General features: G+C 71.4%; 20 protein-coding genes and 1 pseudogene. 11 read left to right on the top strand and 10 right to left on the bottom strand.

Annotation, left to right across the window (positions count from 1 at the left end):
• Positions 1-16: 16 nt before the first annotated feature.
• The 3 genes from AC5677_RS35810 to AC5677_RS35800 are packed head-to-tail and all read right to left on the bottom strand — an operon-like array spanning position 17 to position 2,572.
• Positions 17-601, bottom strand: a complete 585-nt coding sequence (locus AC5677_RS35810) for a TetR/AcrR family transcriptional regulator (protein ID WP_497192051.1) — start codon at positions 599-601, stop codon at positions 17-19.
• On the bottom strand, positions 594-1,385 hold the full coding sequence (locus AC5677_RS35805; protein ID WP_497192050.1) for an SDR family oxidoreductase: 792 nt from the start codon (positions 1,383-1,385) through the stop codon (positions 594-596). Before AC5677_RS35805 ends, AC5677_RS35810 begins: the two co-directional genes overlap by 8 nt.
• Positions 1,382-2,572: an acyl-CoA dehydrogenase family protein gene (locus AC5677_RS35800; RefSeq protein ID WP_497192049.1), complete on the bottom strand. Its 1,191-nt coding sequence runs from the start codon at positions 2,570-2,572 to the stop codon at positions 1,382-1,384. Before AC5677_RS35800 ends, AC5677_RS35805 begins: the two co-directional genes overlap by 4 nt.
• A gap of 65 nt (positions 2,573-2,637) precedes the next feature.
• On the opposite strand from AC5677_RS35800, the gene AC5677_RS35795 reads away from it, so the two are divergent.
• The 3 genes from AC5677_RS35795 to AC5677_RS35785 all read left to right on the top strand — a co-directional run bounded on the left by AC5677_RS35795 (position 2,638) and on the right by AC5677_RS35785 (position 5,787).
• Entirely contained in the window at positions 2,638-3,489 is an 852-nt protein-coding gene (locus tag AC5677_RS35795) for an enoyl-CoA hydratase (RefSeq protein WP_497192048.1), read from the top strand.
• Positions 3,489-4,661: an acyl-CoA dehydrogenase family protein gene (locus tag AC5677_RS35790; protein ID WP_497192047.1), complete on the top strand. Its 1,173-nt coding sequence runs from the start codon at positions 3,489-3,491 to the stop codon at positions 4,659-4,661. The genes AC5677_RS35795 and AC5677_RS35790 overlap by 1 nt, the downstream gene beginning before the upstream one ends.
• A 145-nt stretch (positions 4,662-4,806) precedes the next feature.
• Positions 4,807-5,787, top strand: a complete 981-nt coding sequence (locus AC5677_RS35785) for an acyl-CoA dehydrogenase family protein (protein WP_497192046.1) — start codon at positions 4,807-4,809, stop codon at positions 5,785-5,787.
• A 65-nt stretch (positions 5,788-5,852) separates the two neighbouring features.
• On the opposite strand, the gene AC5677_RS35780 is transcribed toward AC5677_RS35785, so the two are convergent.
• A complete protein-coding gene (locus AC5677_RS35780) occupies positions 5,853-6,041 on the bottom strand; it encodes a hypothetical protein (RefSeq protein ID WP_497192045.1) in 189 nt (62 codons plus the stop codon).
• A gap of 46 nt (positions 6,042-6,087) precedes the next feature.
• Between AC5677_RS35780 and AC5677_RS35775 the strand changes: the two genes are divergently transcribed.
• A complete protein-coding gene (locus AC5677_RS35775) occupies positions 6,088-7,197 on the top strand; it encodes a WD40 repeat domain-containing protein (protein ID WP_497192044.1) in 1,110 nt (369 codons plus the stop codon).
• A gap of 43 nt (positions 7,198-7,240) precedes the next feature.
• Here the strand turns inward: AC5677_RS35775 and AC5677_RS35770 are convergent, their stop codons facing one another.
• Together AC5677_RS35770 and AC5677_RS35765 are read right to left on the bottom strand one after the other, a co-directional pair.
• Entirely contained in the window at positions 7,241-8,311 is a 1,071-nt protein-coding gene (locus AC5677_RS35770; RefSeq protein ID WP_497192043.1) for an acyl-CoA dehydrogenase family protein, read from the bottom strand.
• Positions 8,308-10,041 carry an AMP-binding protein gene (locus tag AC5677_RS35765; RefSeq protein ID WP_497192042.1) on the bottom strand — a complete coding sequence of 578 codons (1,734 nt, stop codon included), beginning with the start codon at positions 10,039-10,041 and terminating at the stop codon, positions 8,308-8,310. Before AC5677_RS35765 ends, AC5677_RS35770 begins: the two co-directional genes overlap by 4 nt.
• Positions 10,042-10,179: 138 nt before the next feature.
• Here AC5677_RS35765 and AC5677_RS35760 point away from each other — a divergent pair, with 138 nt between their 5' ends.
• Positions 10,180-10,803, top strand: a complete 624-nt coding sequence (locus tag AC5677_RS35760; RefSeq protein ID WP_497192041.1) for a flavin reductase family protein — start codon at positions 10,180-10,182, stop codon at positions 10,801-10,803.
• On the opposite strand, the gene AC5677_RS35755 is transcribed toward AC5677_RS35760, so the two are convergent.
• On the bottom strand, positions 10,695-11,336 hold the full coding sequence (locus AC5677_RS35755; RefSeq protein WP_497192040.1) for a PadR family transcriptional regulator: 642 nt from the start codon (positions 11,334-11,336) through the stop codon (positions 10,695-10,697). The two genes, AC5677_RS35760 and AC5677_RS35755, sit on opposite strands and share 109 nt — an antisense overlap.
• 185 nt (positions 11,337-11,521) lie before the next feature.
• On the opposite strand from AC5677_RS35755, the gene AC5677_RS35750 reads away from it, so the two are divergent.
• Positions 11,522-12,649 (top strand): LLM class flavin-dependent oxidoreductase, encoded by a 1,128-nt coding sequence (locus AC5677_RS35750; RefSeq protein WP_497192039.1) that lies wholly within the window; start codon positions 11,522-11,524, stop codon positions 12,647-12,649.
• Between the two features lie 51 nt (positions 12,650-12,700).
• Here the strand turns inward: AC5677_RS35750 and AC5677_RS35745 are convergent.
• A pseudogene (locus AC5677_RS35745) lies at positions 12,701-13,838 on the bottom strand (RNA-guided endonuclease InsQ/TnpB family protein); the annotation flags it as partial.
• Positions 13,839-14,125: 287 nt separating this feature from the next.
• Between AC5677_RS35745 and AC5677_RS35740 the strand changes: the two are divergent.
• The 3 genes from AC5677_RS35740 (at position 14,126) to AC5677_RS35730 (ending at position 16,917) form a co-directional block, all read left to right on the top strand.
• Positions 14,126-14,878: a glucose 1-dehydrogenase gene (locus AC5677_RS35740; protein WP_497192038.1), complete on the top strand. Its 753-nt coding sequence runs from the start codon at positions 14,126-14,128 to the stop codon at positions 14,876-14,878.
• 127 nt (positions 14,879-15,005) lie between these two features.
• Positions 15,006-15,998, top strand: a complete 993-nt coding sequence (locus AC5677_RS35735) for an alpha/beta hydrolase (RefSeq protein ID WP_497192037.1) — start codon at positions 15,006-15,008, stop codon at positions 15,996-15,998.
• A gap of 202 nt (positions 15,999-16,200) precedes the next feature.
• A complete protein-coding gene (locus tag AC5677_RS35730; RefSeq protein ID WP_497192036.1) occupies positions 16,201-16,917 on the top strand; it encodes a flavodoxin family protein in 717 nt (238 codons plus the stop codon).
• Between the two features lie 25 nt (positions 16,918-16,942).
• Here the strand turns inward: AC5677_RS35730 and AC5677_RS35725 are convergent, their stop codons facing one another.
• Entirely contained in the window at positions 16,943-17,668 is a 726-nt protein-coding gene (locus tag AC5677_RS35725; RefSeq protein WP_497192035.1) for a Mut7-C RNAse domain-containing protein, read from the bottom strand.
• A gap of 206 nt (positions 17,669-17,874) precedes the next feature.
• On the opposite strand from AC5677_RS35725, the gene AC5677_RS35720 reads away from it, so the two are divergent.
• Both AC5677_RS35720 and AC5677_RS35715 read left to right on the top strand, forming a co-directional pair.
• Positions 17,875-18,936 carry an isopenicillin N synthase family dioxygenase gene (locus tag AC5677_RS35720; protein ID WP_497192034.1) on the top strand — a complete coding sequence of 354 codons (1,062 nt, stop codon included), beginning with the start codon at positions 17,875-17,877 and terminating at the stop codon, positions 18,934-18,936.
• A 70-nt stretch (positions 18,937-19,006) separates the two neighbouring features.
• Positions 19,007-20,371 (top strand): nucleobase:cation symporter-2 family protein, encoded by a 1,365-nt coding sequence (locus AC5677_RS35715; RefSeq protein WP_497192033.1) that lies wholly within the window; start codon positions 19,007-19,009, stop codon positions 20,369-20,371.
• Here AC5677_RS35715 and AC5677_RS35710 read toward each other — a convergent pair.
• The gene (locus tag AC5677_RS35710; RefSeq protein WP_497192032.1) at positions 20,349-23,081 is read right to left on the bottom strand and encodes a SpoIIE family protein phosphatase; all 2,733 of its coding nucleotides are present in this window, start codon (positions 23,079-23,081) and stop codon (positions 20,349-20,351) included. The two genes, AC5677_RS35715 and AC5677_RS35710, sit on opposite strands and share 23 nt — an antisense overlap.
• Positions 23,082-23,661: the final 580 nt, after the last annotated feature.

The raw sequence follows: 23,661 nt of genomic DNA, 5'->3' as shown, positions 1-23,661 counted from the left end.
TCTGCGGATGTGCCGGTCAGTTCCGCAAGGCGATGCCGTCCAGGACCATCGAGAGGTACTGGCGGGCGATCTCCTCGGGGCTGTGCTGTGCTCCGGGCCGGTACCAGCTCGCGGCGACCCAGACGGTGTCGCGGACGAAGCGGTAGGTGAGCCGGATGTCGAGATCGGCGCGGAAGACCTGGGCGGCCACGCCGCGCTCGAGGGTGCCCAGCCAGGCCTGTTCGAAGTTGCGCTGCGCGGTGGCGAGGTAACCGAAGCGCGGCTGCTGGGCGGCCAGGTGCTTGGCCTCCTTCTGGTAGATCGCGACGGCCGCACGGTGCCGGTCGATCTCCCGGAAGGAGGCGGTGACCAGGGCCTCGATGGTCTCGCGCGGGCCGAGCCGGGCGGCGAGGACCGCGTCGTAGCCGGCCCACAGCTCGTCCAGGAAGGTGCCGAGGATCTCGTCGAGCATCGACTCCTTGGAGTCGAAGTGGTAGTAGAGGCTGCCCGCGAGCATGCCGACCGCATCGGCGATCTGCCGGACGGTGGTGGCGTTGTAGCCCTGGGCGGCGAACACCTCCGCCGCGGTGGCGAGGAGTTCGCGACGGCGGGTCTCAGGCATGCTGGGAGCTGACGGAGACGGTTTCGCCCGTCATGTACGAGGAGTAGTCCCCAGCCAGGAAGACGATCACGTTGGCGATCTCCCAGGGTTCGGCGTAGCGGCCGAACGCCTCCTTCTCGGTGAGTTCGGCCAGCAGCTCGGGCGTGGTGACCTTCACCAGGTGCGGGTGCATGGCGAGGCTGGGCGAGACCGCGTTGATCCGGACCCCGTACTCGGCGGCCTCGACGGCGGCGCAGCGGGTCAGGGCCATCACCCCGGCCTTGGCGGCGGCGTAGTGGGCCTGGCCGCGCTGGGCGCGCCAGCCGATGACGGAGGCATTGTTGACGATCACGCCGCCGTCGCCGGTGGCCTTCATCCGGCGCAGCGCGGCCCGGGTGCAGCGGAAGGTGCCGTTCAGGGTCACGTCGAGGACCTTGCTCCACTGCTCGTCGGTCATCTCGACGAGGTCGGCGGTGCCGCCGAGGCCGGCGTTGTTGACGAGGATGTCGAGGCGGCCGTGGCGCTCCTCGGCGAGGTCAAAGAGACTGTTCACCTGGTCTTCGTCGGTGACGTCGCAGGGCAGGCCGGCGACCTTGTCGGCGCCGAACTCCTCGGCGAGGGCGTCCGCGCTCTCCTTCAGCCGCCGCGGATGCGCATCGCCGATGACGATCCGGGCGCCTTCTTCGAGGAACCGGCGGGCGGTGGCGCCGCCGATGCCGGCTCCGGCGGCGGCGGTGACGACGGCGGTGCGGCCGGCGAGCAGGCCGTGGCCGGGGACGTAGCGGGGCGGGGGTGCGGGGGTCATGCGCGGGCCTCCTTGGGCAGGCCGAGCACCCGCTCGGCGATGATGTTCCGCTGGATCTCGTTGGAGCCGGCGTAGAGGGTGTCGGCGCGGGAGAAGAGGAAGAGCCGCTGCCAGTCGTCGAGGTCGTAGGGCTCCCCGGCGGCCAGCATGCCGCCCGCGCCGCAGATGTCCATGGCGAGTTCGCCCAGGTCGCGGTGCCAGGTGGCCCAGAAGATCTTGCCGATGGACGCCTCGGGGCCGGGGGCGCCGGCCGCGACGCCGTCGAGCATCCGCAGGGCGTTGAAGCGGATGGTCTCCAGGCCGATCCAGGCCTGTGCGAGGCGGTCGCGGATCAGCGGGTCGTCGGCCGCGCCGTTGCGGCGGGCGAGGTCGATGAGCGTTTCGAGTTCGCGGCGGAAGCCGACCTGCTGGCCGAGGGTGGAGACGCCGCGCTCGAAGCCGAGGGTGGCCATGGCCACTTTCCAGCCGTCGCCGGGGGCGCCCACGAGGTGTTCGGCGCGGGTGCGCGCCCCGTCGAAGAACACCTCGTTGAATTCGGAGGTGCCGGTCAGCTGCTCGATGGGCCGTACGTCGACGCCTTCCTGGTCCAGTGGGACCAGGAGGTAGGACAGGCCGCGGTGGCGTGCGGAGCCCGGCTCGGTGCGCGCGACGACGAAGCACCACTGCGACTCATGGGCCAGTGACGTCCAGATCTTCTGCCCGTCGACGATCCAGTCGCCGCTGCTCTCGTCCCGTACCGCCCGGGTCCGTACGTTCGCCAGGTCGGAGCCCGCGTCGGGCTCGCTGTATCCCTGGCACCACAGTTCCTCGACGGCGACGATCGGCGGCAGGAAGCGGGCGCGCTGCTCGGGGGTGCCGAAGGCGATCAGGGTGGGGCCGAGGAGCTGTTCGCCGATGTGGTTGACGCGTGCGGGGGCGTCGGCGAGGGCGTACTCCTCGTGGAAGGCGACCTGCTGTTCCAGGGTGGCGCCGCGGCCGCCGTACTCGACCGGCCAGCCGACGCAGGTCCAGCCCGCGGCCGCCATGTGCCGTTCCCAGGCGAGGCGTTCGGCGAAGGCCTCGTGTTCGCGGCCGGGGCCGCCCCGGCCGCGCAGGGAGGCGAACTCGCCGGTGAGGTTGGCCTGCAGCCACTGGCGGATCTCGGTGCGGAAGCTCTCGACGTGGGATGGGGCCTCGACGCTGCTCATGGCGGTACGTTAACCTACCAAACACTTGTTAGGGAAGTTGCTTGTGAGGGAAGGAGGGGCGGGGAATGACCGCTGCCCACGACGACGAGCCCGTGCGCTATGAACGGCAAGGACCGATCGCGACCGTCACCATGAACCGGCCGGACTACCGCAACGCCCAGAATTCCGCGATGACCTACGCCCTCGACCGCGCCTTCTACCGCGCCGCGGACGACGACGAGGTCAAGGTCGTGGTGCTGGCCGGCGCGGGCCGGCATTTCTCCGCCGGCCACGACATCGGCACCCCCGAGCGCGACGCCCACCTCCCCTTCGACCGCACGGCGGGGCTGTGGTGGGACCACTCGGACAAGGCGGGGGCGGAGAGCCGGTTCGCCCGCGAGTCCGAGGTCTATCTCGGTATGTGCCGCCGCTGGCGGGAGCTGCCCAAGCCGGTCATCGCGTCCGTACAGGGGGCGTGTGTGGCGGGCGGGCTGATGCTCGCCTGGATCTGCGATCTGATCGTCGCCTCCGACGACGCGTTCTTCGCCGATCCCGTCGTACGGATGGGCATTCCCGGCGTCGAGTACTTCGCCCACCCCTGGGTGATGCCGCCGCGGATCGCCAAGGAGTTCCTCTACACCGGGGACCGGATGGACGCCCGGCGGGCGTACGAGGTGGGCATGGTCAACCGTGTCGTACCGCGGGACGAACTCACCGACCGCACACAGGAGTTGGCGCTGCGGATCGCGGAGATGCCGCGCCTCGGTCTCGCCCTGACCAAGCGCGCCGTCAACCAGGCCGAGGACCTTCAGGGCCTGCACACCGGCCTGGACTCCGTCTTCGGCCTGCATCACGTGGCGCATGCGCACAACGCCGAGACCGCCAAGGACTCGCTCGGCGGCATGGACATCCGGAAGATGAAGGAGGCCGGTGCCTGATGGACCTCGACTTCACCGCCGCCGAGGACGCCTTCCGGGCCGAGGCACGCGCCTGGCTCGCCGAACACGTCCCCGCCACCCCGCTGCCCTCCCTGGAAACCGCGGAGGGCTTCGCCGCCCACCGCGCCTGGGAGCAGCGGCTCGCCACGGACCGCTGGTCGGTGGTCTCCTGGCCCGAGGAGTACGGCGGCCGGGGCGCCTCGATCCTCCAATGGCTGATCTTCGAGGAGGAGTACTACGCCGCGGGCGCACCCGGCCGGGTCAGCCAGAACGGCATCAACCTCCTCGCCCCCACGCTCTTCGAGCACGGCACCGACGAGCAACGCGCCCGCATCCTCGGCCCGATGGCGAGCGGCGAGGTCATCTGGGCCCAGGCATGGTCCGAGCCGGAGTCGGGCTCCGACCTGGCGTCGCTGCGCTCGACGGCCGAGCGGACCGACGGCGGCTGGCTGCTCAGCGGCCAGAAGACCTGGTCGTCCCGGGCCTCCTTCGCCGACCGCGCCTTCGGCCTCTTCCGCAGCGAACCGGACACACCGAAGCCGCACCAGGGGCTCACGTATCTGATGTTCCCGCTGGACGCACCCGGTGTGACCGTCCGCCCCATCGGCCGCCTCGACGGCAAGCCGGCCTTCGCCGAACTCTTCCTCGACCAGGTCTTCGTCCCCGACGCGGATGTCATCGGTGAGCCGGGACAGGGCTGGCGCGTCGCGATGAGCACCGCCGGCAACGAGCGCGGGCTGACCCTGCGCAGTCCGGGCCGCTTCACCGCGGCGGCCGACCGGCTGACCGACCTGTGGCGTTCGAGCGCGGACCCGTCCGACACCGCGCTGCGCGACCGCGTCGCCGACGCCGTGATCGGCGCCCGCGCCTATCAGCTCTTCACCTACGCCAACGCCTCCCGGATCGCGGCCGGAGGTTCGATCGGCGCCGAGTCGAGCCTGAACAAGGTCTTCTGGTCCGAGCTGGACATCGCGCTGCACGAGAGCGCACTGGACCTGCTCGGCCCGTACGGAACCCTCGCCGATGACGCCGATGACGCACCCGCACACGGGAGTTGGGCCGAGGGCTACACCTTCTCCCTGGCCGGACCGATCTATGCCGGCACCAATGAGATCCAGCGCGACATCATCGCCGAGCGGCTGCTCGGCCTGCCGAAGGGACGCCGGGCGTGACAACCAGGACCCCACGCAACGACACCGCCCGACGAGAACACCACCCCCACCACACGGACCGGACCGGCCGGGGGCCCGGGGGTTGCCCCCCGGAACAGCACAGGATCACCGAGCGGTTGCTCGGCCTGCCGAAGGGACGCCGGTGATGCGGTTCCTCCTGAACGATGAGCAGCGGGAGTTCGGCCGCACGCTGGACGGCATGCTGGGCGCGTCCGGCACCCCGGCCGCCGTGCGGGCCTGGGCGTCCGGCGACCACAAGCCGGGGCGCGACCTGTGGGCGCGGCTCGCGGCGGCGGGGGTGTTCGGCCTCGCCGTGCCCGAGGAGCACGACGGCATGGGGCTGCTGCCCGTCGAACTCTCCGTGGCCTTCACGGAGCTGGGGCGCCATGCGGTGCCGGGCCCGCTGGTGGAGACGGTCGCCGCGGCCGCCTTCCTGGGCCGCCTGGCGGATGCCGCGGTGGCCGGCGACCGGCTCGCCGGGATCGCGTCCGGCGAGACGGTCGTCAGCCTCTGCGCCGGGACCCCCTACGCGCTGGACGCGGACGCCGCCGACGCCGTGTTCGTCGTCCAGGACGACACCGTCCGGCTCACGGAGCGCCACGGCCCCGTCCAGGCCTCCCTCGACCCGGCGCGGCGGCTGTCCCGCCCCCTCGACGGCACCGTCCTCGCCCAGGGCCCGGCGGTGACCGCGGCCGCCGCACACGCCCTCCAGGTCGCCCGGCTGGCCACTGCCGCGCAGTCCCTCGGGCTGGGCCGCGCGCTGCTGACCGAGACCGTCTCCTACGTCGGGCAGCGCACGCAGTTCAAGGTCCCCATCGGCTCCTTCCAGGCCGTCAAGCACCGGCTCGCCGACGCGCTGATCGCCCTGGAGTTCGCCCAGCCGCTGGTGCACGCGGCGGCGCTGGCCGTGGCGGCGGACGCCCCGTCGGCCGGCCGGGAGACCGCCGCGGCGAAGGTGGCGGCCGGTGAGGCGGCGTACACCGCGGCGCGTACCGCCCTCCAGCTCCACGGCGCCCTCGGCTACACCGACGAACTGGACCTCTCCCTCTGGATCCGCAAGGCCCGCGCACTGCGGGACGCATGGGGCACACCGTCCGAGTGCCGGGCGCGCGTGCTGGCCGACTAGCCGGCCTCCCGAAGCCCGCGGCGCCTCCGGTACGAGTCGTCGCGGGCCGGGCCCGACGTGGGGCCTCAGGGAAGGTGGCCGGTGACGGCCCGACGATCGTCACCGGCGTCGCGGCCCACGTCCGGGCGGCCTCCTCCCGCGCGCGCCCGCCCGAACCGGGGCGCGCGCCAGGCCCGCTCCCCCAGCAGGGCCATCGCTGCGGGCAGCAGCACGCCCCGCACCACGGTGGCGTCCAGCAGCACCGCCGGCGCCATCCCGAGCGTAACTCGGCTGTCAGTGCCGGAAGTTAGAGTTCGGGGCATGACTGATGAGCGCATTGACGAGCGGATGATGACCGGCCTCTCCGGCCACCTCCACGCCGGTTGCCGCGACACCTCGCCCGTCATCGAGCTCGACGGCGCTCCCGTTGGGGTCGGCATCGACGACGACGGCATCCTGTGGACCTGCGACCTCCGCACGGGCGCGTGTGCCCAGCGCCCGCTGGAGCTCGAAGCGGCCGTACCCGAGGACGACTGGTACCGCGAGGTCGGTCTGCTGGACGACGACACCGGTGAGGACCTGAGGTCGGAGGTCGAGACCGACGCACCGGGGATCGTCTCCGTCTTCACGACGGCCCGCCTCGGGGGCCGGCCCGTGGTCGTCACGGGCGGTGGGCGTTTCGACCTCACCCGCTTCGAGGAGGAGATGATGGGCGGGGCCGTACGGGTCTGGGATCTGCGGACCGGCCGCAAGATCGGCAAGACCGGGACCGGCCATGAGCTGGGCGTCTGCTCGCTCGCCACCGTTCCGTACGAGCAGGGGCTGCTGGCCGTCAGCAGCAGCGAGGAGGGGCTGCTGCTGGCATGGGATGTGACCACCGGTGAGCGCGTCGCGACGATCGAAGGCAGCTATAACGGCGGGATGGGCGCCGCGCTCATAGCCGGCCGACCGGTTGCCGCCACCGGAGGGCACGACTCCTTCGTCGAGGTGTGGGACATCCTCAGCGGGGAGCGGCTGGGAGAGCCGCTGACCGGCATCGAGCCCGTCGTCAGGGCGCTCGCGCTCACCGAGGTGAACGGGCGCGCCGTGGTGGTGGCCGGGGGCGACGACGGCGCGCTGCACATATGGGACCTGGTCGGTCAGGAGCCGGTGGGAGCGCCCCTGACCGGTCACACGGACAGCATCCGGACGCTGGGCACGGCGACCGTCGCCGGGCGCACGATCGGCGTGACCGGCAGCGATGACGGCACCACCCGCGTGTGGGACCTCGCCCGCCGCGAACAGCTCGGGGAGCCGTTCGCCGGGCATCGCCTCCAGACCGTCACCGAGTTGGCCGGTGTCCCGGTCGCGGTCACCCTCGGCCCCGACACGACCGTCCGGGTGTGGGATCTGACGCGCGCCGCCCCCGCACCGACGGATCGGCTCCGGTAGTACGGGGGCGGTCGCCCGGTCAGGTCAGCGGCTCGCGGTCAGGTCAGCGGCTCGCGCTCGCGGTCAGCCCCAGCTCCTCCGCGAGCCGTTCGCGGTGCCGCGCTGGTGCACCGAGCAGCTGCGCGCCGCCGTGCGCCCGCTTGAAGTAGCGGTGGGCGTCGTGCTCCCAGGTGATCCCGATTCCCCCGTGCAGCTGGATCATCTCGCCCGCGACCGCCGAAAACGCCTCCGAGCAGGCCGATTTGGCGACGGCCGCGTAGCGGGGCAGCTCCGCCGCGCCCTCGGCCGCCGCGAAGGCGGCGCCCAGTGCAGCCGACCGCGCCGCCTCCACCCGTACATAGGCATCCGCCAGCCGGTGCTTGACGGCCTGGAAGGAGCCGATGGAGCGGCCGAACTGCACCCGCTCCCCGGCGTACGCCACGGTCAGTTCGAGGCAGCGCTCCGCCGCCCCCACCTGCTCGGCGGCGAGCGCCACACAGCCGAGGTCCCGTACCCGGCGCAGCGCGCGGGCGCCGTCGCCGTCCGTGCCGAGGGGCCGCCCCTCTGCGCCGTCGAGGACGATCCGCGCCTGCGGGCGAGAGGAGTCCATCGTCACCAGCCGCTCGCGCCGCAGACCGGGGGCGTCCACCGCCACCTGGAACAGCCGGACGCCGGTGTCGGCACGGGCGGCCACGATCAGGACATCGGCATCGGCGCCGTCAAGGACGTGCTCCTTGACGCCGGTGAGCCGCCAGGTCCCGTCCGCCGCGCGACGGGCCCCGGCCTGGACCGCGTCCGGGTCCCAGGAGCCGTTCTCCGCCCAGGCCAGCGCGCCGACCGCACTCCCCTCGGCGAGCGCGGGCAGCAGCTCCCCCTCGCCGCAGGCGAGCAGGGCCTGTGTGGTCAGCACCGCGGAGCCGAGGAAGGGTACGGGTACCAGTGCCCGCCCCAGCTCCTCCATGACGACATGGATTTCGAGCGCGCCGCAGCCCGCGCCCCCGTACTCCTCGGGTACCGCCAGCCCCGCCACGCCGATCTGTTCGGTGAGCGGGCGCCACGCCGACGCATCCGGATGGCGGGCGAGCAACGACCGTACGGCGGAACGCAGTTCCTCGTGTTCCTCGGTCAGTGTCATGTGCCGAGGTCTCCTTTCCGTGCCGTGCGGCGCAGCTCACCCTTGAGGATCTTGCCGCCGGCGTTGCGGGGCAGTTCCGGAAGCAGGTGGTAGCGGCGCGGCACCTTGAAGTTGGCGAGCCGTTCGCGGGTCCAGGCGGTCAGCTCGTCGGGGTCGGGTTCGGTATCGGTCGCGGGCACGATGAAGGCGACGCCGACCTCACCGAGCCGGTCGTCGGGGGCGCCGACGACGGCGATGTCGGCGATGTCGGGGTGGCCGCGCAGCACCTGTTCCACCTCCGCCGGATAGGCGTTGAAGCCGCCGACGACGTACATGTCCTTGATCCGGTCGGTGATGGCGAGGAAACCCCGGTCATCGAGCACGCCGACGTCACCGGTGTGCAGCCAGCCGTCGGCGTCGACGGTCCGGGCCGTGGCCTCCAGGTCGTCGAGGTAGCCGCGCATGACGTGGTAGCCGCGGACGACCACCTCGCCCGGCTCGCCGGCGGGCAGCGGTTCGCCGGCCGGGTCGACGATGCGCAGTTCGGTCCCCGGCAGCGGCAGGCCGACGGTGTGCGCGATGGTCCAGGCGTCGGCGTCGGTGGGGCAGACGGTCACCACACCGGCCGATTCGGTCAGTCCGTAGGCGGTGAAGACAGCGGGTGCGCCGAGCACGTCGCGGATCTCGCGGACGAGTTCGGTGGGCACGGTGGCGGCTCCGGTGCCGGCCAGCCGGAGCGCGGTGAGCCGGTGGCGGGCGCGTTCGGGGTGGTGGATCAGGCCGTGGAAGACGGTGGGCGGCCCCATGAGCACGCTGACCGATTCGGCGGCCATCCGCTCCAGGATGCGGTCGGTGTCGTAGACCGCCTCGGGCAGCATGGTGACGCCGCGCAGCAGGCAGGCGAGGATGCCGGCCTTGTAACCGAAGGTGTGGAAGAAGGGATTGACGAGGAGATAACGGTCGCCCGCGCGCAGCGTGACCAGGCGGGACCATTCGGCGAAGACGCGGAGGGTCTGGCCCTGGGTGGTCATCACGCCCTTGGGGCGGCCGGTGGTACCGGAGGTGAAGAGGATGTCGCCGAGGTCGTCGGGGCCGACGGCCTGGGTGCGGGCGGCGAGCTCGGCGTCGGTGACGGCGCGGCCGGCCGCCAGATATGCGTCGTAGGTCAGGGTGGGCCCATAGGGCGGGACGGGCGTATCGGACCCGCCTGTCCCCGCTCGCCCGCCCGACCTGCCCGACCCACCCGACTCGCTCGGGGTGCCGGTTTCCGCCGGTCCCGGGGACGGCTCACCGTCGTCCCGCAGTACGACCGTGCCGCGCAACTCCCCAAGTTCCTCACCGGAGTTGAGCAGCATCGCATCGTAGTCACAGCCGAGGAAACCGCGTGCGGTGAAGAGCAGCCGTGCCCCACTGCGGCGCACGATGTCGGCGGCCTCGGCGGCCTTGTAGCGCGTATTGAGGGGGACGAGTACGGCGCCGACGGAGACGGCGCCGAGCACCGCGGTGATCCACTGGCGGCTGTTCGGTGCCCAGACGGCGACCCGGTCTCCGTGCCGTACGCCGTGTGCGAGCGCGGCCCGTGCCGCGGCGTTTACCTCCCTTTCCAGCCGGGCGAAGGTCCAGCGGACCTCGCCGTCGGCGAGCGCCTCCCGGTCGCCGTACGCCTCGGCGGCGTACGCGACGAGCTGCCCGATGGTGGCCGGCTCCAACTGGTCAGGCGGCCCTTGCTGGTTGTCATGTGCGCTGGTCATGGCCTCCCGCTCCCTTGCTCGGAGGTGGCGGCCGCGGTCCCGCGCGGTGCCGCCTACTTGACGTGCGGACGTGGCCGGTATCCAATCACAGTGTTTCGGTTAGACATATACCTAGTAGAAACAACTTTGGGAGGCCGCGTGCCCACCTTCGCCCCAGACACCCAGCAGCCGCCCGCCGCGCCGGCCCTCCCGGTCGACGACGCGGCGATGCGCGAGACGCTCAGCAGCTTCTGCACCGGCATCGCGGTGATCACCGCGCTCCAGGCCGACGGACGGCCGGCCGGCATGGCGGTGCAGTCCTTCGCCTCGGTATCCCTCGACCCGCCGCTGGTGTGCTTCTGCCCGGCAAAGACGTCCACCACCTGGCCGAAGATCAGCGCCGCCGGACGCTTCGCGGTCAACCTCCTCGCGGCCGACCAGCAGGAACTGTGCCGCCAGTTCGCGGTCACCGGCGGCGACAAGTTCACTGGGATCGACTGGCGGACCGGGCTCAACGGCGCGCCGCTGCTGACCGCGGCGCTGGCGACGATCGAATGCGACCTGGTGGACACCCTGCCGGGTGGCGACCACGTCATCGCGCTGGGCAGGGTCACCGCACTCACCCCCGCGGACCGGGTCCGTGACACCGATCCGCTGCTCTACTTCCGCCGCACCTACGGGCGCTTGCGGCCCTTCTCGCCCGCCTCGCCGGCGGCCGCCGCCTCGGCCGCCTCATCCAGGTCCGCCAGCATCGCGTCGGCCAGATCCCGTTCGGAGGCGTAGTACCGCTCCGACCACTTCAGGACGAGCGACGGGTAGGCCCACTCCTCCTTGTCCCGGGCGCCCGCCGCGTCCACCTCGGCGCGCTGCCGCATGGTCTCCGCGTACTCCCGGTGCCGGCCGAGCACTTCGCGCATCTGGTCACCCTCGAGCAGATGGCCGAGCCAGAGGCGCAGCATCACACCGTGCTTGAGGACCGGGGGCTCCACCGGCGCCTCGCGCGCCCAGTGGCGGACCGCCGCCATGCCCTCGTCGGTGATCACATAGACCCGCTTGTCGCGGTTGCCGGTCTCCTGCGCGACCATCCGCGAGGTGACATAGCCGCACTTCTCGAGCCGCTTGAGCTCGCCGTAGATCTGACTGAACGACGGGCTCCAGTAAAAGAAGCGCAGCGACCAGTCCGACCACTTCTTGAGGTCGTAGCCGGACAGCTCCTCGCCGAACGAGAGCAGCCCCAGCACCGCCCAACTCGTTGCCGGCAGCGCCGGGCGCCCGTCTTCACCGGCCTTCGTCCCGCTGGCTTTCTTCTCCGTCACGTTCCGCAGTCTACGGTCCGCGCCCGTCGGCTCCATGGGGGCACCTGCCGGACGGAGTCCGGAGGGCGGGACATCACCGACTCCACTTCCCTAGCCCTCGTATACCTGCTAGACATATTCCTATTAGGAATAACTACTCTCGATGTAACAGCTTGATGTAGCCGGAGTATCCAGGAGGCAGTTCCGTGAAGTTCTCGATGATCTTCGAGGCACAGCTCGCCAACCCCACCCCCGAACGGGAACAGCAGGTCATCCGCGATTGCGTGGAACAGGCCGTGTACGCCGAGGAGATGGGCTTTGACCGCATCTGGGCGGTGGAGCACCACGCCCTGACCCAGTACGCGCACATGAGCGCCTCCGAGATCTTCCTCACCTGGGTGGCCGCGCGGACCTCCCGAATCCGTATCGGGCACGGCGTGGTGACGATGCCGTTCGGCTACCAGCACCCCGTACGGGTCGCCGAGCGGGCCGCCATGCTGGATGTGCTCTCCGGCGGACGCGTCGACATCGGCGCGGGGCGCGGCGCCACCAAGCAGGAGATGTCCATGTACGGGGTCAACCCGGCGGACACCTACCCGCAGATGGAAGAGGCGCTGCGGATCTTCGCCAACGCCTGGCGCGAGGAGCAGTTCGAGTGGCACGGGTCGATCGACATCGGCCCCGGCGCGATCCTGCCCCGCCCCGTCCAGGACCCGCACCCGCCGCTGTTCATGGCCTGCAGCAAGCACGACACCCTCAAGCTCGCCGCCGAACTGGGCATCGGCGCGCTGGTGATGGGCTTCGCCGGGGCCGATGACGTCCGCGAGATGCGCAAGGTCTACGACGAGGCGGTCGCCACCCGCGGCACGGAGCGGCTGGTCTCCACCGAGGTCAACAACCACTTCTCGGCACTGTGCCCGACCATCGTGCTGGACGATGCGGAGGCGGCGTACCGGATCGGCACCCGCGGCCAGCGGTTCTTCGCCGAGTCCATCGCCCACTGGTACGGCAACGGTCCCGCGCCCACCGGTTACGACGAGGGTGAGGACCATGTGGCGGCGATGGAGCAGGGCCGCGAGCGGCTGGTCGCCAAGCTGCACGAGGCGAACATCCCGGCGCGCCCCAACGACACCGGTGCCTACAACGCCCAGCACGCCTACGGCACCGCGCAGGACGCCATCGCCTACGTCGAGCAGCTGCGTGAGATCGGCGTGGACGAGGTGATGTGCCTGATCCAGATGGGCACCGTGCCGCAGGAGGCGTGCATGGAGACCATCCGGCAGTGGGGCGAGACGGTGCTCCCGCACTTCCGGGCCCTTGAGGAGCGCGCTTGACTCCTCCCCCTCGTGAACGAGGGGGATTCCTGGCTCACGTCGCCTGCGGCCCGGCGGGCCGACAGGTCTTACACGATCAGCACCAGCCGGGTTGAAGACCAGCCCGGACCAGCATCACGCGGGCGGAGTTCTTATCCCTGGGGGATACGGCTCCGCACGCGGTGCAGGCATACGTTCGCTCGGAAAGAGGTAGTGCGTGCTTGGTTCTCGCTCCGCACTGCGCACAGTCCATCGTGGTGTGCGCGGGGTTCACCAGGTGCACGACCCTGCCGTGCTTGCGGGCCATCTCGACCAACGCCGCCTTGGTGGCGCCGATCGCGGCGTCGGCGGCCTTGCGGGCCATGGTGGTCTTCGCCAGAAACTTCGGCCGGAAGTCCTCCACCGCCAAAGCGTCATGGTCACGGACAACGCGCTTGGCCCACTTGCGTGCCGTGTCCTGACGCTGCCGGGCGATCTTCTTGTGCAGCTTCGCCGTCTGCTTCTTCGCGGCCCGGTAGCCGTTCGAGGCGGCCTGGCCCTTCTTCGGCTTCCTGCGGGCCATCATCCGCTGATACCGGGCAAGCTTCTGCGCCGCCGTCTTCCCGTGCTGCGGGTGGGGCAGGTCGTGTTCGTCGGATGTGGTGGTCGCGGTTTCCTTGACGCCCCAGTCGATCCCGATCACCGCGCCGGTTTCCGGCAGGTGCTCGGTCACGACGGGCACGACGAAGGAGGCGTACCAGGCTCCGCTGCTGTCGCGGTAGACACGCACGCTGGACGGCGGCCCGGGAAGGTCCCGCGACCACACAACGGTCACCGCAATACCACCGGCAAGATGCAGGCGGCCGTCCTTCAAGCGGAAGGCACGCCGGGTGTATGCGAGGGTGGGCAGCGCTTCGCGCTTCTTCTTGTACTTCGGCATCCCCGCCCGCTGCCGCATCGGCAACCGAGCCTTGATGTCCTTGAGCGCCTTCGCGCGGGACTTGCCGAAGTCGCGGATGATCTGCTGCTGAGGAACGTTGGCGCCTTCCCGCATCCACGGCATCACAGCGCGGGCCCCGGTCAGCATCTTGGCGAGCTGGACAGGCCCGCACGTGCGCCTGTCTTCGGGGTTGGTCTGGTTGTACACGTGCACGGCCTTGGACTTGGCAACGCACTCATTCCACACCCTTCCCCAAGCTCTCGAACTCCGCTCGAGCAGGGGATACCCCATTCACCGCGCCCACTCCGCTTCAAGCGCCGAGCGGGCCGTGGACGACACACGAAGACGGTAGGTATAGCGGGCATACCCGCAACCCTCCGTCGCCTGCGCTGGTGTCGTCACGGTCCTGAACCTACCTGGGAGGACTGACAGTTGAGATTTCTTGATCGTTACGGGTCCCTCGCCACCCGTGCTAGACACCCGGTCGCCCGGCGGCGACCCGGCTATCCCTGCCCTGCTCCGCAGGAGCTTCGCTTCCTCCCCCACCCAAAGGTGGGCGTATCCACGAAGGAGACCCGATGACCACCGACGGACAGCGCCTCGACGGCAAGGTGGCCGTGATCACCGGTGCCGGGCGGGGCCAGGGTGCGGTCGAGGCACGGTTGTTCGCCGAGGCCGGCGCGCGTGTGGTGATCACCGACGTACGCGAGGAGGAGGGCCGCGCGGTCGCCGCCGGGCTGGGCGACGCGGCCGTCTTCGTCCGGCACGACGTGACGGATGCGGCCGGCTGGGACGCCGTCGCCGACACCGCCGTGGCGTCCTTCGGGCGGCTCGACATCCTCGTCAACAACGCGGCCCTGTGGCGTACCGCCCCCGTCGACACCGAGACCGAGGAGAACTTCGAGCTGCTGCTCCGCGTCAACCTGCTCGGCTCGTTCCTCGGGATCAAGGCGGTGGTTCCGGCGCTGCGCGCGGCGGGCGGCGGCTCGATCGTGAACATCTCGTCGACCGCCGGGCTCAAGGGCCTGCCGCAGCACGCGGCCTACGGGGCCAGCAAGTTCGGGCTGCGCGGCCTGACCAAGTCCGCCGCCCTCGATCTGGCCGGCGACCGGATCCGGGTCAACTCCGTCCACCCGGGAATGATCGACACCCCGATGGTGGCGAGCGTGCTCGGGTCGGAGCGCCGCGACCAGGAGTACCCGCGGGTGCCGTTGCGGCGCGTCGGGCAGCCGGACGAGGTGGCGGAGCTGGTGCGCTTCCTGGCGTCGGACGCGTCCTCGTACATCACCGGCGCCGAGTTCGCCGTGGACGGCGGGCTGACCACGGGGTGAGGGCCGCACGTCCGGGGTGGGGCCACCCCGTCCCGCCCCTCGTCGAATCAATGTGCGGGCCCCTGCGGGCCGTTGACGGAAGACCGCGCTCCGCCCCGAGCGGCGGAGCATCCACGGAGGACATCTCATGAACACGTTAAGGCCCCCCGCGACCGGGCCCGGTTCCCCGGACCCGCTGACCCCCGCGGCCCGCCAGATCTGCGACGCGATGTCGGCGACCTTCCCCGACCCCGCGCGCGGGCCGCTGGACGTCGATTCCCTGCGTCGCGCCAGCGGCGCACGCGGCGGCCGGCCCCTCCGGGAGGGCGTCACGGCAACGGACCGCACCATTCCCGGGCCGCCGGGGTCGCCCGACCTCCCGGTCCGCCTCTATCACCCGGAGACCGAAGCGACCGGCCCCCGGCCCCTCCTGGTCTTCTTCCACGGTGGCGGCTGGGTGATGTGCGATCTCGACACCCACGACGGCCTGTGCCGCGAACTCGCCGCGCTCAGCGGTGCGTTGGTGATGTCGGTGGATTACCGCCGGGCGCCGGAGGACCGTTTCCCGGCCGCCGCCGAGGACGCGTACGCGGCCACCCAGTGGGCCGTCGAGCGGGCGGCCGAGCTGGGCTGCGACCCGGGCCGGGTGGCCGTCGGCGGCGACTCCAGCGGCGGCGGGCTCTCCGCCGCGGTGACCCTGATGGCCCGCGACCGCGGCGGCCGGGCGCCGGCCGCCCAACTTCTGCTCTATCCCGCCCTGGACCACCGGCTGACCGGCGACTCGGCGGCCGACTACGCCACCGGCTACTTCCACACCACCGCCCATATGCGCTGGTACTGGGAGCAGTATCTGGGCCCCGGCGGCGATCCCGCCCACCCCTACGCCTCCCCCGGCCTGGCCCCGGACCTGACCGGTCTGCCGCCCGCCCTGCTGGTCCTGCCCGAGTGCGATCCGCTGCGGGACGAGGGGCGTGCCTACGCCACGGCGCTGCGCGCGGCGGGCGTCGCGGCCCGCGTCGACGAACACGGCGGCACCTTCCATGGCTTCCTGGGGGCCCTGGGACATCTGCCGGCCGCGGACCTGGCGGTCGAGGCGGCGAGCACCTGGCTCACGGAGGTGCTGGGCACGGCGGCGGCGTAGGCCAGGACGCGGGCGACGGCGGGGCCCGCCGCACCAGCGGGCTCCGCCGTCGCGCCCGGCCCCCGGGCGTACCGGCGCATGCGTACGGGCTGCTGCCCGCGGGCTCATGCGTTCGGGCTCATGCGTTCGGGGCCGCCCGGCTGGCCCGGTCCGTCCGAGGGCAGGAGGCTGAGGGCGCAGCCGTCCGCCACAAGGAGCTCCCATGGCCGCCACCGCCCTCCGCTACGACGACCTGAGTGCGCTGTTCCTCAACTGCACCCTCAAGCGCTCCCCCGAGACCAGCAACACCGAGGGACTGATCGACAAGAGCCGCGGCATCATGGAAGGCAACGGCGTCACCACCGAGCTGATCCGCGCGATCGATCACGACATCGCCACCGGGGTCTGGCCGGACATGACCGAGCACGGCTGGGCGTCGGACGCCTGGCCGCAGCTGTACGAGAAGGTGACGGCCGCCGACATCCTCGTCCTCTGCGGCCCGATCTGGCTCGGCGACAACAGCTCCGTGATGAAGCAGATCATCGAACGGCTCTACGCCTGCTCCAGCATCCTCAACGACCGCGGCCAGTACGCCTACTACGGCCGGGCCGGCGGCTGTCTGATCACCGGCAACGAGGACGGCATCAAGCACTGCTCCATGAACGTCCTCTACAGCCTCCAGCACCTCGGCTACACCATCCCGCCCCAGGCCGATGCCGGCTGGATCGGCGAAGCCGGGCCCGGCCCCTCGTATCTGGACCCGGGCTCGGGCGGCCCGGAGAACGACTTCACCAACCGCAACACGGCCTTCATGAGCTGGAACCTGATGCATATCGCGGCCCTGCTCAAGGCCGCCGGCGGCATCCCGGCCCACGGCAACCAGCGCACCGAGTGGGACGCGGGCTGCCGGGCGGACTCCGCGAACCCCGAGCACCGCTGAGGGGCCGGGGGGGCGTCCGGCCGGTTCAGCGCGCGGCCTCCCGGAGCGCCTTGGTCACGATCGCCTCCAGGCGGGCATGGTGGGCCCCGCGCCAGTAGACCCGGCCGCACGAGGTGCACTGCGCGAAGACGTCATAGGTGCGCTGCGTGCCGTGCTGGAGCTGTTCCTGGACCGAGTCCTTGTCGGCGTCGGTCAGTTGGCCGTTGCAGGCGGTGCAGCGGGTCCAGGGGGCGAGCTCGGGGGCGAAGCGCCGCAGGACGTCGGGGAGTTGGTCCTCGGGGCGGTCGCTGTAGATGTACGCGCCGGCCCAGATCTCGCGTCGCCGCAGGAGCCCGCGGTCGCGGGAGAGCAGTACCCGCCGCTCCTTCGCCGAGAGCGCGGCGAGCGCGGCGTCACCCGGGTCCTCGTTGGTGTACGACGCGTCGACGCCGAGCAGCCGCAGCCGCCGCGCCAGGGTGCCCAGGTGCACATCGAGCAGGAAGCGCAGGGGCGCACCGGGGACCAGCTGGGGGCGCTCGACGGCACACACCTCGACGTTCTCGTCCGCCTGCGGGATATGGGAGACGGGGACTTCGCGGCCGTCCACGAGGAACCGGCCGACCTCGGTGAGCGGGACGCCCAGGGACTCGATGACATGGCCGAGCGTCGACGCCCCGTCGGTGACGACGCGGGTGCCCGCCGGGGTGCGGCCCGCCGCGAGGAAGAGGTGCAGCTCAGGCGGGAAGTTCACATGGATCTCGGGACCGTTCACGCGGCCAGCATGCCATCGGGCGCGGCGGGGCGGCCACGGGATTCCGGGGCGGCGGGCGGATCGTGCGGCCACATCGGTCGGCTTGATTTGATCATGACAGGCAACAACTTGTTCATCAAAATGTTGAAACACGTTCCTGAGGGATCATCAGTTCACCGGCATCGGGTATCCGGTACCGCACACCGAATACGGAAGGGAGTTGCGCAATGGGCAGGGCCACGGCGGTCAATGGCGTGCTGGAGGTACCGGTCATCGATATCTCCGCCTGGCACAAGGGCAGCGAGGCCGATCGCGCGGCCATCGCGGCGGAGGTCGACGATGCGGCGCGTTCGGTCGGCTTCATGCAGATCCGCGGGCACGGCATCCCCGAGTCCACGGTGGACGCCTTCACCCGGGCACTGGACGGTTTCTTCGGGCTCCCGCCGGCGGAGAAGAAGACGCTGCGGTCGCCGTCCCCCGACATCAACCGCGGCTACACCCCGCCGCGTACCGAGAAGCTCAGCCTGAGCCTGGGCGTGGAGGCGGCGGCCGAGGATCTCTTCGAGGCCTTCAACGTGGGCGCCGAGGCCGGGGCCTACCCGGAGCTGGATCTTCCGGAAACCCACTACCCGGCCAATATCTGGCCGTCGCTGCCGGGCTTCCGCGCGGCGGTGGAGGACTGGTGCTCCCAGGCCGGCGGGCTCGCCGAGCGGCTCACGGACATCTTCGCCCGCGCGCTGGGGCTGGAGGAGGGCTACTTCGGCCCGTTCACCGACCACTCCCTCGATGTGCTGCGGATGATCCACTACATGCTCCCGGAGAAGGAGACGGTGATCGACCGCGATCAGATGGGAATGGGCGCGCACACCGACTACGGCATCGTGACCGTGCTGTGGGCGGACCGCGTTCCCGGGCTGCAGATCCTCGACAGCGCCGGCACCTGGCACGACGTCCTGCCGGAGCCGGGCTGCCTGCTGGTCAACCTCGGTGATCTGCTGGCCCGCTGGACCAATGACCGCTGGCTGTCGACGATGCACCGGGTGCTGCCGCCGACCGACGCGCAGGGGCGGGTGGTGCGGCGCCGCTCCGCCGCGTACTTCCACGACGGGAACTGGGACGCGGAGATCAGCACGCTGCCCGGCTGCGTCCCGGCCGGCACCGAGCCGCTCTACCCGCCGACGACGGTGGGCCGCCACCTCGCCGACAAACTGGCGGGTTCGCGCGCCGGCCGGCTCAACGAGAACTCGCCGCGCGAGGCCGCCCGTCTGCGGGCCGCCGGGAACGACTGACACCCGCACCGCCTCGCGTACGGCCGGGCCCCGTCCACCCGGCCCCGCCCGCGCACCCGAAAGGCCCGCCATGCCCCCGAGATTGCGCCGCAACCTCCCCCCACCCGCCGAAGCCGGACGCCACCCCTCGACCCGGCGGGACACCCTCTCCGCCGGCCGCCTGCTGAGCCTTGGGTTACAGCACGCGCTGGTGATGTACGCGGGCGCGGTCGCCGTCCCGCTCGTCTTCGGCGCCGGAGCGGGGCTGGACCGGGAGACCGTCGGCGTGCTGATCAACGCCGATCTGTTCGTCGCCGGGATCATCACGATCGTCCAGAGCCTGGGGGTGGGGCGACTGCTGGGGGTGCGGCTGCCGCTGGTCACCGGCGGCTCGTTCGTCTGCGTGACCCCCATGATCATGATCGCCCGGCAGTACGGGATGCCCGCGGTGTACGGATCGATGATGGCCGCGGGACTGTTCGGCCTGCTCCTCGCCTTTCCTTTCGCACGGGCGCTGCGCCTGTTCCCGCCGCTGGTCAGCGGGGTGGTGATCACCGTCGTCGGCCTGGCGCTGATCGGTACCGCCCCCGGGATGATCGCCGGGCCGGATCCCGCGGCCGCGAGCTACGCACCGGCGGGCCATCTGGCCCTGGCGGGCGCGGTGGTGCTGTTCCTCGTCCTGCTGCGGCGGTTCACCCGCGGGCCGCTGGGCCAGGTGAGCGTGCTGATCGCGCTGGTCGCGGGCACGGTCGTGGCGGTCCCGATGGGGCTGGCCGACTTCTCCGGCGTCGCCGACTCCGGCTGGCTGGGGGTGGTGACGCCGTTCCGCTTCGGGGCACCGCAGTTCCCGCTCGCGGGCGTCGTGTCGATGTGCGTGGTCATGCTCGTCGTCTTCGCGGAGACCACGGCTCAGATGATCGCGGTCGCGGAGGTCGTCCAACTACCGCTGAGCGACCGGGCGTTGGGGCGCGGACTGGCCGCCGACGGGCTGTCGGGCATCCTCGGCGGCGCCATGAACTCCTTTCCCGACACGGTCTTCTCCGGGAACGTCGGGCTGACGATCATGACGGGGATGCGCAGCCGCGCCATCACGGCGGTCGCCGGCGCCATGATGATGTTCCTGGGCACGGTCCCCAAGCTGGGTGCGCTGATCGCCGCCCTCCCCCAGCCGGTGGTCGGCGGCGCCTCCCTGATGTGCTTCGCCACCGTCGCCGCGGTCGGGATCGGCATCCTGCGCCGGGCGGGCCTCGACGACGGCGACAACCTCCTGATCGCCGCGGCGGCGATCGGCACCGGCATGCTCCCCGTCGTCGCACCGCGCATCTACCACCGCTTCCCCGAGTGGTGGCAGCTGGTCTTCGGCAGCCCCTCGACGGCCGCGCTGATCGTGGCGTTCGCCTTGAACGTGCTCTTCCCGGCCGGCCGCCGGCGCCTCAAGGAGCAGCGGGCGGACTGAGCGAGGGCGCCCCCTGCTCCCCCGTCATCTCCCCCACCAGTGGCTGCTCCGTCCAGATGACCTTGCCGTCGCCCGTGTAGCGGGTGCCCCAGCGTTCGGCCAGCTGGGCGATGAGGAAGAGGCCGCGGCCGCCCTCGTCGGTGGTGGCGGCCTGTTTGAGGTGCGGGGAGGTGCTGCTGTGGTCGGAGACCTCGCAGATCAGGGCGCGGTCGCGGATGAGGCGGACGTGGATGGGGCCGGAGGCGTAGCGGATGGCGTTGGTGACCAGTTCGCTCAGGATCAGTTCGGCGGTGAAGGCCTCGTCGGCCAGGTCCCATTCGACGAGTTTGCGGACGGCCGCGGCGCGTACCTGGGCGACGGCCGAGGGGTCGGCGGGTACGTCCCAGTCGGCGACGTGCGAGGTGTCCAGTACGCGGGTGCGGGCGACGAGCAGCGCGATGTCGTCGCTGGGGCGCTCGGGCAGCAGTACGCGCAGGGCGGCCTCGCAGGTCTCCTCCGGGGTCCGGTCGGCCTGGCCGGTCAGGGTCCGGGACAGCAGGGCCATGCCGGCGTCGATGTCGCGGTCGCGGTCCTCGACGAGGCCGTCGGTGTACAGGACCAGGCGGCTGTTCTCGGGGAGCGGCAGTTCCCAATTCTCGAAGGGCATACCGCCGAGGCCGAGCGGCGGGCCGCCGGGCACCTCGACGAATTCGGCGGTGCCGTCCGGGCGCAGCAGCAGGGGCTGGCAGTGGCCGGCGCGGGCGATGGTGCAGCGGCCGGAGGCCGGGTCGTAGATGGCGTAGAGGCAGGTGGCGCCGGTGACGCCGGCGGAGCCGTCGGCGTCGGCGCCTTCGTTCTGGTCGATTCTGGTGACCAGCTCGTCCAGATGCCACAGGAGCTCGTCGGGTGGCAGATCGAGGTTGGCGAAGTTGTGGACGGCGGTGCGCAGCCGGCCCATGGTGGCGGCGGCGTGCAGACCGTGGCCGACGACGTCGCCGACGACCAGGGCGACCCGGGCGCCGGGCAGCGGGATGATGTCGAACCAGTCGCCGCCGACCCCGCCAACGCCGCCGAGCCCGGCCTGCGCGGGAAGGTAGCGGTAGGCGGCCTCGACGGCGTTCTGTTCGGGCAGGCCGCGGGGCAGCAGGCTGCGTTGCAGGGTGACCGCCATGGCGTGTTCACGGGTGTAGCGGCGGGCGTTGTCGACGCTGACCGCGGCGCGGGCGACCAGCTCCTCGGCCAGGGAGAGGTCCTCCTCGTCGAAGGGCTCGGGGTCCTGGGCGCGCCAGAACATGGCGACGCCCAGGATGACGCCGCGGGCGCGCAGCGGCACGGCGATCATGGAGTGGACGCCGTGGTCGATGAGCCGGCGGGCCCGCTCGGGGTCCTGGCGCTGCCAGCCGGACAGGGCGGTCAGATCCGCTTCGAGTACGGGCTCGCCGTTGGCCAGGCCGGCGCCCAGTGTGGTGTCCGGGTTGAAGCGGATCACCTTGCCGACCGGGTAGAGCGCGGTGTTCTCGGCGCCCTCGCCGCTGACCGCCGTACGCCGCATCTCCGGGCCGGAACCGGACGCGGCGGGCTCCTCGCCGCGCAGCACGGCCCCGGCGAGGTCCACGGTGACGATGTCGGCGTAACGGGTGGCGGCGAATTCCGCCAGTTCTTCGCAGGTGCGCACGACGTCGAGGGTGGTGCCGATCTCGGTGCCGGCCTCGTAGAGGAGTTTGAGGCGGCCGCGGGCCACATCGGCCTTGCCGGAGAGCGCCTGGAGTTCGGTGGTGTCGCGCAGTGTGGTGACGCTGCCGGGCGGGCCGCCGTCCTGGTCGGTGGAGCGCTGGTTGACGGCGAGCAGGCGCTCCCCGACCGGGTACACCTCATCGGTGACGACCCTGCCGGAGGCGAGAAGTCCCCCGGTCTCCGCGTCCAGTCCGAGGTCGTCGACCTGGCGCCCTTCCACATCGGCGGGGAGGTCGAGCAGCCGGCGCGCCTCGTCGTTGGCGAGCAGCACCCGGCCGCTGCCGCTGACGATGATCACGCCCTCGCGGACGGCGTGCAGCACCGCGTCGTGATGCTCGTACATCCGGGTCATCTCGGCCGGGCCCAGGCCATGGGTCTGGCGGCGCACGCGTCTGCTGACGAGTGCCGTACCGCCGGTGGTGAGCAGCAGTACGCCCGCGGCGGAGCCGAAGAGCAGCGGGAACTGGTCGTCGACGACCCCGCTGACCTTGCTGATGGTGATGCCGGCGGACACCAGGCCGACGACCTTGCCACGGCGGTCGGTGACCGGCACGACCGCCTGGACGAGGGGGCCTATGGTCCCGACGATCTTCTCGGTGGTGATCCCGCCGGCCAGCGCGGGCGCGAGATTGCCGACGAATTTCTTGCCGATGCGGTCGGGCAGGGGGTGGGTGTAGCGGATGCCCTGGGTGTTCATGACGACGATGAAGTCGACGCCGGAGCCCTTGCGGGCCGCTTCCGCCCGGGGTTGCAGCACCGCCGTGGGATCGGGGCTCTGGAGCGCCTGCACGATGCCGGGTGCGTTGGCGAAGGCTTCCGCCACGGCGACCGAACGGTTGCGGGCCTCGCGTTCCGAGTCGGTTCTGGACTGCAGCACGAGGGCCGCTATGGCTGCGGCGACGAGCATCACCACGATCGCCACCTGCAGGAGAAAGACCTGGCCTGCGACAGTTCGCATTCTCAGAACCGAACGCGGGCGGCCGTAGCGTCCGGCCATGTCCTCTTTCTACACCTCCCGCATACGGTGGGCGACCCGCGCGATGCGGAGCGCAACCGGTCGGGCCGCACCGCGACGGCCGAGTTCACGGGCATCTCGAAGTGCGTCCGATGATCCCGCGCTCCCGGCTCGGGCACCAGAGGGCCAGTAAACCAGCGGGTATGTTTCACGGCTATGCGGTTGCGGAGTTCTTTATCCGCAGATGCGTATTGCGGTGGCCGCGGGCGTCTTTGCCGACGGCGTCGGCGGCCATGTACCGGAGGTCCGCTCCCGTACACCAATGTGCGTTTTGCCCGATAGCAGTCGGGAATTGGGGCGTGTACGGCATTCGCCGTCACCCTCCGCCACCCGTCGGGAACGGCATTGCCCCGTCTCCCTCTTCTCTTCTTCATCCGGCATGTAACTCTTGCCACAGGTTTGGCCGCCGGAATTCCGGATTTCGGCCGGTCGGGTGAGCGCGCGCCATTCCGTAATGTGCCTGGTCAGCCGGGATCGGCGGCAGCTTCGGGACGATATGCGGGCGGCCGCGGCGGCCCGGGAACGGCCCGGCGGGCCGGCAATGCCGTATGAGACGTTCGTG

This window comes from Streptomyces sp. JLSY215 (assembly GCF_059682825.1).
Note: the sequence above shows the minus strand (reverse complement) of the source record. Positions and strands in the feature narration are given on the sequence as shown.